We start from the raw sequence: 14,129 nt of genomic DNA, 5'->3' as shown, positions 1-14,129 counted from the left end.
ATGAAGCCCGCCCCTCTCAGCCAAACGCGCGTCGCCGCGCCCAGGGCCCGCATGTCCCTGCCCATGCTGCTCATCAGCATGCGCACCTTCATTGCCCTCATCGTCGTGTTGGTCTTCTTCTCGATCACCACGCCGAACTTCCTGACGCCATCGACCTTGATTATTCTGGCAAAGCACGTCGCGATCAATGCCTTCATGGCGATCGGCATGACCTTCGTCATTCTCACCGGCGGCATCGATCTTTCGGTGGGATCGATCGTCGGCCTCGCCGGCATGGTGGCGGGCGGATTGATTGATCAAGGTATTCCCATAACCGCCATGGGTCTCACCATCTATCCCAACGTGCTGGAGACGGTGGCCATGACGCTCGCCGCGGGCATGCTCATCGGTGGCTTCAACGGCGTGCTGGTGACAAAGCTGAACGTGGCGCCCTTCATCGCGACGCTCGGCACGCTCTATATCGCGCGCGGCATCGCTCTCCTGATTTCCAATGGCCAGACCTTCGCCAATCTGGTCGGCAGCCACGATCTCGGCAATACCGGCTTTCCGTTCCTCGGCTCCGGCACCATCCTCGGCATTCCCTTTTCCATCGTCGCCCTCGTCATCCTCACCGGCGTCGCCGCCTATATCGCGCGGCAGACGCCCTTCGGGCGGCAGGTCTATGCCGTGGGCGGTAACGAGAACGCGGCGCGCCTGTCGGGCGTGCGCATCACCCGCATCAAGATCGCCGTCTATGTCATCTCCGGCCTCTGCGCGGCCTTCGCCGGGCTTGTCGTGTCATCCGAACTGGTCGCGGCCAACCCCGCCAGCGGGGAGAGTTTTGAGCTCAACGCCATCGCCGCCACCGTGCTCGGCGGCACCTCCCTCATGGGCGGGCGCGGCACCATCGGCGGCACGGTGGTGGGCGCCTTCGTCATCGGCGTACTGAGCGATGGCCTTGTCATGCTCGGCGTCAATGCCTTCTGGCAGATGGTCATCAAAGGCCTGGTGATCATCACCGCCGTGGTGCTCGACCAGGTGCAGCGCAAGATGCAACGCAAGATGGCGTTGCAGGCGCAGCTCGGCTAGCCGAAGGTCAGACATGGCACGCGAATCGATCCGGCTGACCTATCGCATCGAGACCGCCGGCGACATCGCGCGCATGGCGGAGAAGATCGCGAGCGACCAGACCACCGGCACCTTCGTGGAGGTGCCCGGCGAGACGGCCGACCTCAAGGATCGGTGCGCCGCGCGCGTCATCGATATTCGCAGGCTCGAACCGCATGCGCATCCGGTGTTTCCCCAGGATGCGGTGACATCAGGCATTTCGCACCCCTATGCGCGTGCCGATGTCGATATCGAGTTTCCGCTCGATGTCATCGGTACGGATATCGCGGCCCTGGTAACGATCGCCTTCGCCGGAGTCTTTGCCGTGCGCGGCCTATCGGGGGTGCGCATCGTCGGGCTGACGCTGCCGCCCGCCTTCATCCGCGCCCATCCCGGCCCCGCTTTCGGCATCGCCGGCAGCCGGAAATTGACCAACGTCTATGACCGACCCTTGATCGGTAGCATCATCAAGCCGGCACTGGGTTTGACGGCGGAAGACACCGCCATGGTCGCCCGCGAACTCTGTGACGCCGGCGCGGATTTCATTAAAGACGATGAAAAGATGATGAACCCCGGCTATGCGCCGCTTGCCGACCGTGTGCGCGCCGTGATGCCCGTCATTCTCGATCACGAGCAGAAGACCGGCAAGAAGGTGATGTATGCCTTCGGCATTTCCAGCGCCGACCCAGAGGCGATGCTCCGCCAGCACGACCTGGTGGCCGATGCAGGTGGCAATGCCGCCGTGATCAATATCAACGCCATCGGCTATGGCGGCATGACCTATCTGCGCCGCCGGTCCCGCCTCGTGTTGCATGCGCATCGCAGCGGCTGGGACATGATGACCCGTCATCCCGGCATGGGTTGGGATTTCAGCGTCTACCAAGCCCTGTGGCGTCTGCTCGGTGTTGACCAGTTCCAGGTCAATGGCATCGGCGCCAAGTATTGGGAACCCGACGAGTCCTTTCTACGCTCCTTCCGCGCTGTCTCGACACCCTTGCTGACCGAGGCCGATTGCGCCCTGCCGGCGGTGGGGTCGGGCCAATGGGGCGGCCAGGCGCCCGAAACTTATGCCCGCAACGGCGGCTCCGTCGATCTGCTCTATCTCGGTGGCGGCGGCATCATGGGTCATCCCGGCGGCCCCGGCGCGGGCGTGCGCGCCATCACCCAGGCGTGGGAAGCAGCTGTCGCCGGCATTCCGCTGGCAGAGTATGCGCGGCAGCACCCCGAGCTTGCACAATCCATCGCGGCCTTCGGGGAAAGCGGCGCGTCATGACCACGCTTTTCCCTGAAAGTGGACCGCTCATCGCTTGGTATGGTGATGACTTCACCGGCTCCGCCGCCACCATGGAGGCACTCACCTTCGCGGGCCTGCCGTCGGTGCTGTTCTTCGACGTGCCGACAGCGGCGCAACTCGCGCGCTTTCCGGGCCAGCGCGGCATTGGCATCGCCGGCATCGCACGCTCGAAAAGCCCCGACTGGATGCGCGATCATCTGCCACCGATCTATCAGGCGCTGCGCGCCACCGGCGCGCCTCTGATCCATTACAAGATCTGCTCGACCTTCGATTCCGCGCCGGAGATCGGCTCCATCGGCGCCGCGATCGATATCGGCGAGGCGGTTTTCGGCAATGGCTGGATCCCCCTGATTACGGCAGCGCCCGCCATTCATCGCTACCAGACCTTCGGCAATCTGTTCGCAACGGTTGCCGGCACCGGCTATCGCCTCGACCGGCATCCGACGATGAGCCGTCATCCTGTCACGCCGATGCATGAGGCCGATCTGCTCCGTCATCTCAGGGCACAAACCACGCTCCCCGGCGGATTGATCGATGTTGTCGCCATGAAGCAAGGCCGTGGCGATGCAACGCTCGACCATGTCCGGCGCGAGGGTGCGACAATCGTCTCGCTCGATATCGTCGATGACGACACCCTCGCCGAAGCCGGGCGCTTGGTCTGGGCGCATCGTGAACCGACACAATTCGTGGTGGGATCACAGGGTGTGGATTATGCGTTGATCGCCCATTGGCAAAAGGCGGGTTTCATTTCGCATGCCGCGCCACCGCAACCAGCGCCCCCCGCCGCCCATGTCGTCGCGGTTTCCGGCTCCTGCTCACCTGTGACGGCGCAACAAATCGCCTGGGCCGAAAATCACGGCTTCGCCGGCATCCGGTTGAACCCCGCCGCCGCCGTCGATGAGCGTGCCTGGGATGCCGAACAGGCGCGTGTCGCGGCCCTGGCGCTCGCCGCCCTCTCCCTCGGCCAGGATCCCGCCATCTTCACGGCGCGTGGCCCGGATGACGCCTCGGTGCCCGAACTTCGCCGCGCGGCCGAGACCGCGGGCGTCTCGCTGGAAACCGTGAACGACCGGATCGGGACCGGCCTCGGCCGCATTCTGGACCGCGTCATGCGCACGGCGGGCATTGACCGCGGCATCATCGCCGGCGGTGATACCTCAAGCCATGCGGCCCTGGCGCTGGGTGTCTTCGCCCTCACCGCCCTCGCCCCGACCGTGCCGGGTGCGGCGCTTTGCCGCGCATATTCCGAAGACCCCGCGCATCATGCGCTGGAACTCGCGCTCAAGGGCGGCCAGATGGGCAGCCCGGACTATTTCGTCCGCATCAAGGCGGGCGGCTAGACACGATGAAAAGGATCATCCCATGACGAAAGTCGCTCTCCTCGGCGCCGGTGGCAAGATGGGCGTCCGTCTTTCCACCAATCTGCAAGGCTCGCGCTTCGATGTCGATCATGTCGAAGTGTCCGAGACCGGGCGTGAGCGCCTGAAGAACGCTGTCGGTGTCAACTGCGTCGAACGGGATATCGCCCTCGGACAGGCTGATGTTGTCGTCATGGCGGTGCCCGACCGGCTGATCGGCAGCATCGCGCATGACATCATCGACAAGATCCGGCCAGGCACAGCCATCATCGTGCTGGATGCCGCCGCACCCTATGCCGGCAAGATGCCGACGCGCGCGGATGTGACCTATTTCGTGACCCATCCCTGCCATCCGCCCATCATCAATGACGAGACAACGCCGACCGCCAAGGCGGATTTCTTTGGCGGCGTCCACGCCAAGCAGCATATCGTCTGTGCCCTGATGCAGGGCCCTGAAGAGCATTATGCCCTATGTGAAGAAGTGGCGCGCGAGATCTACAAGCCGGTGATGCGGGCGCACCGCTGTACGGTGGAGAATATCGCCATCCTGGAGCCCGCCTTGTCCGAGACCGTGGGTATCACGCTCTGCCTGGCCATGAAGGACGCGGTGGATGAGGCGGTGCGCCGGGGCGTGCCCCAACAAGCCGCGACGGATTTCATGCTCGGCCATATCAACATCGGCCTGTCCATCGCCTTCGGCATCTTCCCCGAGGGCCGCTTTTCGGATGGCGCGCTCCTCGCCATCGAACAGGCAAAGCCTCAGATCTTTCGGGAGGGCTGGCTCGACCGCGTCTTCAACAAGGATGCCGTCATGCAATCGGTTAAGGACATCTGCGAGGCGTGAGATGAGCGCCATGTCCGCACCAAAACTGCGCGCCGCTGTCATTGGCTGCGGTTTCTTTGCCCAGAACCATCTGCATGCCTGGTCGATGATCCCCGAGGTCGAGATCGTCGCCGTCTGTGACCGCGACACGGAAAAAGCGGAAGCGGCGAAGGCGCAGTTCGGCGTTGCGCGCGCCTATACCGATGCCGCCGCCATGTTTGCCGCCGAGCAGCTCGATTTCGTCGATATCGCGACCACGATGCAGACGCATCGCGATCTTGTCGGCCAGGCGGCGGCGAAGGGCGTACATGTCATCGTGCAAAAGCCCCTGGCCCCGAACTGGGCGGAGTGCATTGCAATCGTAGAGACCTGTAAGGCGGCCGGTGTGCGCCTGATGGTGCATGAGAATTTCCGTTTCCAGACACCCGTCATGGCGGCGCGCAAGCTGGTGGCCGATGGCCGCATCGGCACGCCGCATTTCGCCCATGTCTCCTTCCGCAGCGGCTATGACGTGTTTTCCGGACAGCCCTATCTTGCCACCGAAAAGCGCTTCATCCTCATCGATCTCGGCATTCATATCCTCGACATCTGCCGCACGATCATGGGCGAGGCCGAGACCCTCTATTGCACCACGCAGAGCGTGAATCCCGCCATCGTCGGGGAAGATGTGGCGTCAATGATCATCCGCCATGAGGATGGTGCGACCAGCATCGTCGATTGCAGCTATGCCAGCCGCCGCCTGCCCGATCCCTTTCCGCAAACACTGCTGCGCATTGAGGGTGATCTCGGCACTGTCGAACTGATGGAAGGGTATTGCATGCGGGTGACGGCGCAGGGCAAGGTCGACGTCTATTCAGTCGAGCCTGAAACGCCGCCATGGACCACGAAACCTTGGCATGTGCTGCAGGAAAGTGTGCTTAACCTGCAGCGCCATTGGATCGATGCCTGGGCGCGCGATATGCCGCCGGAAACCTCCGGTGCCGATAATCTCCGCACCTACGGCCTGGTGATGGCGGCGTATGAGTCCGCCGAACGCGGCGCAGTGGTCGCGCCCGCCACGCTGTATCCGCCCGGCTAGAGGATGGCGAAACCTGACGCCATGGCCGTGCTACCGATCGCGCGGCGCAAGCTCTCCGACGAGGTTTTCGATCGCCTGCTCAAGCAAATCGAAACCGGCGGTTTCGCGCCCGACTCACAAATCCCCTCCGAGCGCGAGCTGATGACTGCCTATGGCGTCGGTCGCCCGGCGATACGGGAGGCGATGCAGCGGTTGGAGAAGCTCGGGCTGATCGCCATCACTCATGGCGAGCGGGCGCGCGTGGTTCAGCCCACGGTCGCGGATGTCATTCGCCAGATCGACCACGCCGCGCGGCATGTGCTGGCAACGCAGCCGGAGTCCCTGACGCAACTGCAGGAAGCGCGGGTGTTTTTTGAAATCGGCATGGTGCGGGAGGCCGCAAAGAAAGCCGAAGCCGCCGACATTACATTGCTGGAGGCAGCTCTCGCGCGGCAGGCCGCGCATCTGACGCATGACGCCGGCCGCTTCGTCGTGGCGGATATGGAGTTTCACACCACCATCGCGGCGGTGACACGCAATGCCGTGCTCGAAGCCGTCAGTCACGGCATGCTGCATTGGCTCAGCATGTTCCATGCGAGTGCGCTGCATTGGAAAGGCCATGAGCATATCACGCTGGAGGAACATCGGCTGATCCTCGACGCGATCATTGCCCATGACGAGGAAGCGGCCGCGGAGGCGATGCGCATGCATCTCCAACGCAGCCGCTTGTTGTTCTCCTCACCGCAAGCGGGTGGTTAGCAACGAGGCTCGTTGGCGGATGACGCTGCGCTTATCCGCCCTACGATGCGCGATGATGTGCGGTGCCTACTCCGCCGGCTCCCACTTCCAATCCGCGACTTCCGGCATGTCCTTGCCATGGGCCACGATGTAGCGGCCGTGCTCGACCAACTTGTCGCGGATCGCCTGCTTGGCATAGACGGCCTTGGCGCCCAGGCTCGGCACGTTGTTGATGACATCGTCAAACAAGTGAAACCGGTCGAGCAGATTGCGCACCACCATGTCGAAGGGGGTCGTGGTGGTTCCCTCTTCGATGAAGCCGCGCACATGGATGTTGCTGTGGTTGGGGCGCTTGTAGACCAGACGATGGATCACCGCCGGGTAGCCGTGGAAGGCGAACAGCACGGGCTTGTCCGCCGTGAACAGGGCGTTGAAATCCGCGTCCGAAAGCCCGTGTGGGTGCTGCGCCTTGGGTTGCAGCGTCATGAGATCGACGACGTTGATCACCCGCACTTTCAACTGCGGAAGGTATTCGCGCAGCAGCGTGACGGTCGCGAGCACTTCGATCGTCGGCACGTCGCCACAACAGGCCAAAACGACGTCCGGCTCGCCGTCCTTGTCGTTACTCGCCCATTCCCAAATGCCGATGCCCTGGCTGCAATGCTTGATCGCGGCATCCATGCTTAGCCACTGCGCCTCCGGCTGCTTGCCGGCCACGATGACATTGATGCGGTCGAAGCTGCGCAGGCAATGATCGGTCACCCACAACAGCGTATTGGCATCTGGCGGCAGATAGACGCGCGCGACATCGGCCTTCTTGTTGATGATATGGTCGATGAAGCCCGGATCCTGATGGCTGAAGCCGTTGTGATCCTGGCGCCAGACATGCGAGGTCAACAGGTAGTTCATCGAAGCGATCGGGCGACGCCAGGGGATTTCACGCGAGGATTTCAGCCATTTCGCATGCTGGTTGACCATGGAATCGACGAGGTGGATGAAGGCTTCGTAGCAGGAAAACAGCCCGTGCCGGCCGGTGAGCAAATAGCCTTCCAGCCAACCCTGGCAGGTATGCTCACTGAGAATCTCCATCACCCGTCCGTCGGCCGCAAGACGATCGTCATCCGCAACGGTCTCGGCGTCCCAGGCGCGGTTGGTGACTTCGAGCACAGCGTCGAGACGGTTGGAATTGTTCTCATCCGGTGACCAGACCCGGAAGTTCCGTGACTCGGCGTTCGCGGCCATAACGTCCCGCAAAAAGACGCCCATCACCTTCGTCGCCTCACCCTCCACCTGGCCTGGCGCGGGCACATCGACGGCGTATTTTGTATAATCCGGCATCCGCAGCGGGCGTTTGAGCACGCCGCCATTGGCATGGGGATTGGCGCTCATGCGGCGTTCGCCAATCGGCGCCAGGGCCGCGATCTCGGGAAGGATGTCGCCCTTTTCGTCGAACAACTCCTCAACGTGATAGCTGTGCATCCAGTCCCCGAGAAGTTCGAGGTGACCCGGCTTGTCCATATTCGCGAAGGGCACCTGATGCGAACGCCAGTTGCCCTCTGCGGGTTTGCCGTCCACGGTCTTGGGGCCGGTCCAGCCCTTGGGGCTCTTCATGACGATCATCGGCCAGCAGGGCCGTGCGGTTTCGCCACCCTCGCGGGCCGCCTTTTGAATGGCCGCGATCTTGTCGAAAGCCGTGTCGAAGGCCGCCGCCATGGCCTGATGCATCGCGCCGGGCTCATGCCCTTCCACGAAGATGGGGTCATAGCCATAGCCGCGCATGAGTGACTCCAGCTCGGCATGTGGAATCCGCGCGAGCACGGTCGGGTTGGCGATCTTGTAGCCGTTCAGATGAAGAATCGGCAGCACCGCGCCATCGCTGACGGGATTGAGGAACTTGTTGCTATGCCAGGATGTCGCGAGAGGGCCGGTCTCGGCCTCGCCGTCACCCACGACGCAGGCGACGATCAGGTCAGGATTGTCGAAGGCCGCGCCATAGGCATGAGAGATGGAATAGCCGAGTTCGCCACCTTCGTGGATCGAGCCGGGGGTGTCGGGCGCCGCATGGCTTGGAATGCCGCCAGGGAAGGAGAATTGGCGGAACAGGTGACGCAGACCGTCCGTATCGCGGGACACGGCGGGATAGATTTCGCTATAGGTTCCATCGAGCCAGGTGCTGGCAACAACGCCGGGTGCGCCATGGCCGGGACCCGCGACGAAGAGCACCGACACGTCCCGCGCGCGAATGATGCGATTGAGGTGGAGATAGAGGAAGTTCAATCCCGCCGTCGTGCCCCAATGGCCGAGTAGACGCGGCTTCACATCCTCCTTCACCAGTGGCGTGCGCAGCAGCGGATTGTCGAGCAGGTAGATCTGGCCGACGGACAGGTAATTGGCGATACGCCACCACTTGTTCATCGTCGCCACGAGTTCAGGCGAAAGCGGGCCGTCGACTGTTTCGACCGGGCGATTATCCATGCCGGTCTTGCTCATGCTATTCATTCAGACTGTTCCTAACTTCAAAGTCTCAATCGTATGACGGAGGATCATCGCCTCCTCATCGGTCGGAATGACCCGCACTTCGACGCTGCTTTCAGCCGTGCTGATGCGGGTCGCATGCGCCTCGTTGGCAATGGGATCGAGGATGACGCCGAGCCATTCTAGCCGCTTGCAGATCGCCTGACGGATGGCGGGCGTGTGCTCCCCAATACCGGCGGTAAACACCAGCCCGTCCAGCCCACCAAGGGAGGAAACGAGAGCGGCGGCTTCCCGTGCGATTATGTAGACGAACAACTCCACCGCTTCCCGCGCGTGGGGGTCGGCGCTCTCGGCCAGTTCCCGCATATCGGCGGAGATACCGGAGACGCCGAGCAAGCCGGATTTGCGATACAGGATGTCCTCAATCGCGTCGGCGTCCAGCCGCTTCTCCTGCAACATATAGAGCAGGATGCCGGGGTCGATCGCGCCGCAGCGCGTGCCCATCATCAAGCCGTCGAGGGCCGTAAAGCCCATGGTGGTGTCCAGGCTGCGGCCGTTAGACATGGCGCAGAGGCTAGCGCCATTGCCGAGATGCGCGACGATGACGCGGCCCTGGGCCAGTTCGGGCGCCGTCTCCCGCAACTGACGCTCGATGAACTCATAGGACAGGCCGTGGAAGCCGTAGCGGCGAACGCCCTCATCCTCATAGGCGCGGGGAAGCGCGTAGCGAGCGGCGACGGCCGGCATGGCGTGATGGAAGGCGGTGTCGAAGCACGCCACCTGCGGCAGTCCGGGCCGGGCGGCCATAATGGCGCGCACCGGCGAAAGGCTATGCGGCTGATGCAAAGGGGCGAGCGGGGTCAGGGCCGTCAGCGCCGTCAGCACCGCATCATCGATGCGAACGGGCGCGGTGAAGTCCCGCCCGCCATGGACCACGCGATGGCCGGCGGCGACGAGGGTGTCCTTGCCGAGATGACCCTCGGCCCAGTCGAGCAAGCCGCCGATCAGCGCCTCGTGGTCCTGGCCGGCATCCCAATGTTCGTCGCCGATAACCGCGCCCTGGGTGTTGTGCGCCACAAAATGAGGCGCGGTGCCGATGCCATCGATCGCGCCGCGCGCGATGCCCTTGGCCGGCGTCTCCTCAGCGATTTCAAAGAGCGCGAATTTCAGGCTGGAGGAGCCGGCATTGAGGATCAGGATGGCGTCCGGCATCAATGACTCCTTCAAAGACAGCGCCTGTGTATCACCTAGGTGGGGGCGGCCGGCTTGATCGAGGTCAACCGAGCGCGACGATCCTGTGACATTGTCGCCCCGGTGCCCGAGGGTGGCGATGGATCCGTCCGCCTGATAGTTTTGGGCACTGGCTAAGGAATGCACATGGCGACGACGGATCTCTATCAAACCCTCGGGGTGCCGCGCGATGCCAAGGCGGATGACATCCGCACAGCCTATCGGCGCTTGGCGAAGCAGCATCATCCTGACCTCAACCCCGGCAATAAGGTGGCGGAGGATCGCTTCAAGGCGGTCGCCTCGGCCTATGACATCCTGAGCGACACCGAAAAGCGCGCGAAATATGATCGCGGGGAGATCGATGCCAGCGGGGAGGCACGGCCCGAACGGCCATCCTATCGCGGCTATGCGGAGGGTGAGCGGGGCGGCCGGTATCGCCAGGGGGCGGAGATGCCGGAGGGGGATTTCGGCGATTTGTTCGAGGATCTGTTCGCGCAGCGCGAGGCCGCCAGCAATGCACCCCGGCGGGGCCGCGACGCGGGCTATACGCTGACGATCGATTTTCTGGATGCGGTTGCCGGCACCACGAAGCGCATTACGCTGCCGGACGGCAAGAGCCTGGACGTGAAGATTCCCCCCGGCATTGAGGAGGGGCAGACCATGCGCCTCAAGGGCAAGGGCAACCCAGGCCGCAACGGGGGCCCTGCCGGGGATGCGCTGATCGAAATTCACATCAACCCGCACCGCTTCTTCCGGCGGGAGGGACGTGACATCCATCTTGATCTGCCGGTGAGCCTGTCCGAGGCCGTGCTCGGCGGCAAGATTTCGGTGCCGACGCCCACGGGTGCCGTAGCCATGACGATCCCAAAGCATTCCGACACCGGCGCCGTGCTACGGCTGCGCGGGCGTGGCGTGCCGGCGCATGGCGGCGCGCAGGCCGGCGACGAATACATCACGCTGAAGGTGGTGCTGATCGATGCCGATGAGGCGCTCGAAACCTTCCTGCGCGAATGGTCCACCCAACACAGCTTCGACCCCCGCGCGGGCATGATGGAGCCGTCATGATCACGATCGAAATGGTGACCCGCACCGTCAGTGGCGTGCAGCCTGAGGATTTGCGGCGGTGGATCGATAATGCCTGGGTGCGGCCGGACGGCGAGCCCGGCCACTATCGTTTCGATGACATCGACGTCGCGCGTTTGCGGCTGATCGTGGAATTGCGGGACGATCTGGGCGTGGATGAGGTGGCCTTACCCGTGGTGCTGTCGCTGCTCGACCAGCTTTACGAGACGCGGCGGCAGATGCGCCGGCTTGCGACGGCGATCCCGCCGGATATCCGCGCGCGCATCGCGGGGGATGTGTCGGCGGGATAGCCACCCGTCATGGTCGGCGAAGGCCGACCATCCACGACTTGCTCCGGTGGAGCATCACGAAGGAAGCCGTGGATCCTCGGCCTTCGCCGAGGATGACGATGGTGGCGTGAACTACTTCGGCGCGACCATCTTGCCGTCGATCCGGCGCCATAGACCCTGCGGATTGGAATCGCGCAAAGCATCCGGCAGCAGGCCTTCGGGCACGTTCTGGTAGCAGACCGGCCGCAGGAACCGACGAATGGCGAGCGTGCCGACCGAGGTCGTGCGACTGTCGGAGGTCGCCGGGAACGGCCCGCCATGGACCATGGCATGAGCCACTTCCACGCCCGTCGGCCAGCCGTTGATCAGAATGCGGCCGGCCTTCTCCTCCAACACCGGCAGCAGCTCAGACAACAGCGACTTGTCCTCATCCGTCATATGGACGGTGATGGTGAGCTGACCCTCCAGACTGTCCAGCAGGGACAGCAGGCCGTCGAAATCACTGTATTTCACGAGCAGGCCGGCCGAGCCAAAAACCTCCTCCGACAGATGCGGCGTCTTGGTGAAGGTCTTGGCATCGGTGCCGAAGAACACCGCGCCCGCGCGACCCTCGGCCGTTTTGCCGGCGCCGAGGGGTTCGACCCCCGGCGTCTGCTCCAGATGAGACACGCCCTTCTCATAGGCGGCGAGGATGCCCTTATGCAGCATCACGCCCGCCGCCGCCTCCTGGATCGCACCGCCGGCGGCGCCCACGAAGGCATCGAGGCCGGCGCCGGGCGAGGCCAATAGCAGGCCGGGGTTCGTGCAGAACTGACCGGCACCCATGGTCAGCGAGCCGATGAAGGCCTTACCCAAGGCCGCGCCATTGGCGGCGAGCGCGCCCGGCAGAAGGATGACAGGGTTGATGCTGCTCATTTCCGCATAGACCGGAATAGGCTCGCGCCGGGCGGCTGCGATGGCCGCCAGAGCCAGCCCACCGGCCCGCGATCCGGTGAAACCGACCGCCTTGATGCGGGCGTCACGCACAAGCGCGCCGCCCAGCCAGTCACCGACGCCGAACAGTAGGGAGAAGACGCCCTCGGGCAGGTCGCATTCGGCAACCGCCGCCTGAATGGCGCGGCCGACCATTTCCGACGTGCCGGGGTGGGCAGGATGGCCCTTCACGACGACCGGGCAGCCGGCAGCGAGCGCAGAAGCCGTGTCACCGCCCGCGACGGAGAAGGCGAGCGGAAAGTTGCTGGCACCGAAGACCGCGACCGGGCCGAGGGGCACGTTGCGGAGGCGCAGATCGGGGCGCGGAAGCGGCGCGCGATCCGGCATGGCGGGGTCGATACGCGCTTCCTGCCAGCCGCCGTCCCGCAGTTCGGCCGCGAACAGGCGAAGCTGGCCGACGGTGCGGCCCCGCTCGCCCTCGATCCGGGGGCGCGGCAGGCCTGTTTCGGCGCAGGCGCGATCCGTGAGGGCATCGCCCAGGGCCGCGATCTTCTCGGCGACGGTTTCGAGAAACTTCGCGCGGGCTTCCGGGCTGGTGGCGCGATAGGTCGGGAAAGCCTCATGCGCCAGGGCGCAGGCTTCCTCGACCTCATCCTTGCCGGCGCCACCGAAGCGTGGCGCCAGCACCGCGCCGGTCGCGGCGTCATAGCCCTCGAAGCCTTGTTCCGGGCCGGGCACGGCGCGCCCGCCGATCAGCATTTCGCCGCGAATATCCATGACTGCAGTCTCCGTTCTTCGTCGCAGGCGTATAGGCCTATTTGCCCCAGCGCAGAACCAGGGGGTCCAGGCGCCGCGCCGTATCCAACAGCCCTGCCCGCGTTTCGGGCGACATGGGCAGGATCGGATGACGGGGCGCCTCACAGGCGATGACGCCACCCTCCTTCATCAGCGCCTTGCAGGCGAGCAGCCCGCATTGGCGGTTCTCGTAATTGATCAGCGGCAGCCAGCGGCCATAGCCTTCGACCGCCGCTTCGCGGTCCCCCGCCAGGTGGGCATGGACAATCGGCCGGAGACCGTCGGCATAGGCGCCGGCGGTCATCGACCCGGTGGCGCCGGCATCGAGATCGGCGAGAAGGGTGATCGCCTCCTCCCCGTCCCACGGACCTTCGATAGCGTCCCCGCCGAGGCGGATGAGGTCGCGCAGCTTCTGCGCGGCATTCGCCGTCTCGATCTTGAAATAGGAAACCTGGGCGATCTCCTTCGCCATGCGCGCCAGGAACGGCGCCGAAAGCGGCGTGCCGGCGGCCGGCGCATCCTGAATCATGATCGGAATCTCGATCGCGTCGGACACTGCCCGGAAGAAGTCGAAGATGCCGAGTTCGCCCACGCGGAAGGTCGCGCCATGATAGGGCGGCATGATCATGACCATGGCCGCGCCCTGGTCCTGCGCGCGCTTGCTGCGCTCGGCGCAGATGCGCGAGCTGTAATGCGTGGTGGTGACGATGACCGGCACCCGGCCCGCGACATGTTTGAGGATGGCGGTGGTCAGCGTCTCCCGCTCCTCATCCGACAGCACGAACTGCTCGGAGAAATTGGCGAGGATGCACAGCCCGTCCGACCCGCAATCGATCATGAAATCGACACAGCGCAGCTGGCTCGGCAGATCGAGGCCGCCGAATTCGTCAAAGGTGGTGGGCACCACCGGGAAGATGCCCGTGTAGCGGCGCGTGACCTCAGTCATGATAGGGGCTCCATCGTCTCGTTCAGGGGTAGTTCGGCTCTG

12 protein-coding genes are annotated in these 14,129 nt (G+C 64.3%); 8 read left to right on the top strand and 4 right to left on the bottom strand.

The annotated features are described in order from the left end of the window. Genes QP803_RS02985 through nanR form a run of 6 tightly spaced genes read left to right on the top strand, consistent with a single transcriptional unit; the run spans nucleotide 1 to nucleotide 6,377 of the window. Complete coding sequence (locus QP803_RS02985) at nucleotides 1-1,068, top strand: ABC transporter permease (RefSeq protein WP_284947810.1); 1,068 nt, start codon at nucleotides 1-3, stop codon at nucleotides 1,066-1,068. A gap of 13 nt (nucleotides 1,069-1,081) precedes the next feature. Beyond that, complete coding sequence (oiaX, locus tag QP803_RS02980; RefSeq protein ID WP_284946192.1) at nucleotides 1,082-2,359, top strand: 3-oxo-isoapionate-4-phosphate decarboxylase OiaX; 1,278 nt, start codon at nucleotides 1,082-1,084, stop codon at nucleotides 2,357-2,359. Further along, a complete protein-coding gene (locus QP803_RS02975; protein WP_284946191.1) occupies nucleotides 2,356-3,720 on the top strand; it encodes a four-carbon acid sugar kinase family protein in 1,365 nt (454 codons plus the stop codon). Before oiaX ends, QP803_RS02975 begins: the two co-directional genes overlap by 4 nt. 22 nt (nucleotides 3,721-3,742) lie before the next feature. After that, the gene (locus tag QP803_RS02970) at nucleotides 3,743-4,582 is read left to right on the top strand and encodes a phosphogluconate dehydrogenase C-terminal domain-containing protein (protein WP_284946190.1); all 840 of its coding nucleotides are present in this window, start codon (nucleotides 3,743-3,745) and stop codon (nucleotides 4,580-4,582) included. Nucleotides 4,583-4,592: 10 nt separating this feature from the next. Continuing rightward, entirely contained in the window at nucleotides 4,593-5,639 is a 1,047-nt protein-coding gene (locus QP803_RS02965) for a Gfo/Idh/MocA family protein (protein WP_284946189.1), read from the top strand. Nucleotides 5,640-5,642: 3 nt separating this feature from the next. Beyond that, a complete protein-coding gene (nanR, locus tag QP803_RS02960) occupies nucleotides 5,643-6,377 on the top strand; it encodes a transcriptional regulator NanR (protein ID WP_284946188.1) in 735 nt (244 codons plus the stop codon). A 66-nt stretch (nucleotides 6,378-6,443) separates the two neighbouring features. Here the strand turns inward: nanR and QP803_RS02955 are convergent, their stop codons facing one another. Continuing rightward, a complete protein-coding gene (locus tag QP803_RS02955; protein ID WP_284946187.1) occupies nucleotides 6,444-8,855 on the bottom strand; it encodes a phosphoketolase family protein in 2,412 nt (803 codons plus the stop codon). Beyond that, nucleotides 8,856-10,043, bottom strand: a complete 1,188-nt coding sequence (locus tag QP803_RS02950) for an acetate/propionate family kinase (protein ID WP_284946186.1) — start codon at nucleotides 10,041-10,043, stop codon at nucleotides 8,856-8,858. Between the two features lie 165 nt (nucleotides 10,044-10,208). Between QP803_RS02950 and QP803_RS02945 the strand changes: the two genes are divergently transcribed. Further along, nucleotides 10,209-11,126, top strand: a complete 918-nt coding sequence (locus QP803_RS02945; RefSeq protein ID WP_284946185.1) for a DnaJ C-terminal domain-containing protein — start codon at nucleotides 10,209-10,211, stop codon at nucleotides 11,124-11,126. Next, nucleotides 11,123-11,434 carry a chaperone modulator CbpM gene (locus QP803_RS02940; RefSeq protein ID WP_284946184.1) on the top strand — a complete coding sequence of 104 codons (312 nt, stop codon included), beginning with the start codon at nucleotides 11,123-11,125 and terminating at the stop codon, nucleotides 11,432-11,434. Before QP803_RS02945 ends, QP803_RS02940 begins: the two co-directional genes overlap by 4 nt. A 111-nt stretch (nucleotides 11,435-11,545) precedes the next feature. On the opposite strand, the gene QP803_RS02935 is transcribed toward QP803_RS02940, so the two are convergent. Continuing rightward, nucleotides 11,546-13,123 (bottom strand): aldehyde dehydrogenase (NADP(+)), encoded by a 1,578-nt coding sequence (locus QP803_RS02935; protein ID WP_284946183.1) that lies wholly within the window; start codon nucleotides 13,121-13,123, stop codon nucleotides 11,546-11,548. Between the two features lie 37 nt (nucleotides 13,124-13,160). Continuing rightward, nucleotides 13,161-14,087, bottom strand: coding sequence for a dihydrodipicolinate synthase family protein (locus QP803_RS02930; RefSeq protein ID WP_284946182.1), 927 nt, complete (start codon nucleotides 14,085-14,087; stop codon nucleotides 13,161-13,163). Between the last annotated feature and the right edge of the window lie 42 nt (nucleotides 14,088-14,129).

The sequence above is a fragment of the Acidisoma sp. PAMC 29798 genome (assembly GCF_030252425.1).
GTDB lineage: Bacteria > Pseudomonadota > Alphaproteobacteria > Acetobacterales > Acetobacteraceae > Acidisoma > Acidisoma cladoniae.
The sequence above is the reverse complement of the archived record's forward strand: the minus strand, read 5'-3'. Positions and strand labels throughout refer to the sequence as shown.

What these genes read in the sequence shown, in the direction of transcription:
- QP803_RS02985 (WP_284947810.1), top strand. Translation starts at nt 1, where the DNA reads ATGAAGCCCGCCCCTCTCAGCCAAACGCGCGTCGCCGCGCCCAGGGCC.
- oiaX (WP_284946192.1), top strand. Translation starts at nt 1,082, where the DNA reads ATGGCACGCGAATCGATCCGGCTGACCTATCGCATCGAGACCGCCGGC.
- QP803_RS02975 (WP_284946191.1), top strand. Translation starts at nt 2,356, where the DNA reads ATGACCACGCTTTTCCCTGAAAGTGGACCGCTCATCGCTTGGTATGGT.
- QP803_RS02970 (WP_284946190.1), top strand. Translation starts at nt 3,743, where the DNA reads ATGACGAAAGTCGCTCTCCTCGGCGCCGGTGGCAAGATGGGCGTCCGT.
- QP803_RS02965 (WP_284946189.1), top strand. Translation starts at nt 4,593, where the DNA reads ATGTCCGCACCAAAACTGCGCGCCGCTGTCATTGGCTGCGGTTTCTTT.
- nanR (WP_284946188.1), top strand. Translation starts at nt 5,643, where the DNA reads ATGGCGAAACCTGACGCCATGGCCGTGCTACCGATCGCGCGGCGCAAG.
- QP803_RS02955 (WP_284946187.1), bottom strand. Translation starts at nt 8,855, where the DNA reads ATGAATAGCATGAGCAAGACCGGCATGGATAATCGCCCGGTCGAAACA.
- QP803_RS02950 (WP_284946186.1), bottom strand. Translation starts at nt 10,043, where the DNA reads ATGCCGGACGCCATCCTGATCCTCAATGCCGGCTCCTCCAGCCTGAAA.
- QP803_RS02945 (WP_284946185.1), top strand. Translation starts at nt 10,209, where the DNA reads ATGGCGACGACGGATCTCTATCAAACCCTCGGGGTGCCGCGCGATGCC.
- QP803_RS02940 (WP_284946184.1), top strand. Translation starts at nt 11,123, where the DNA reads ATGATCACGATCGAAATGGTGACCCGCACCGTCAGTGGCGTGCAGCCT.
- QP803_RS02935 (WP_284946183.1), bottom strand. Translation starts at nt 13,123, where the DNA reads ATGGATATTCGCGGCGAAATGCTGATCGGCGGGCGCGCCGTGCCCGGC.
- QP803_RS02930 (WP_284946182.1), bottom strand. Translation starts at nt 14,087, where the DNA reads ATGACTGAGGTCACGCGCCGCTACACGGGCATCTTCCCGGTGGTGCCC.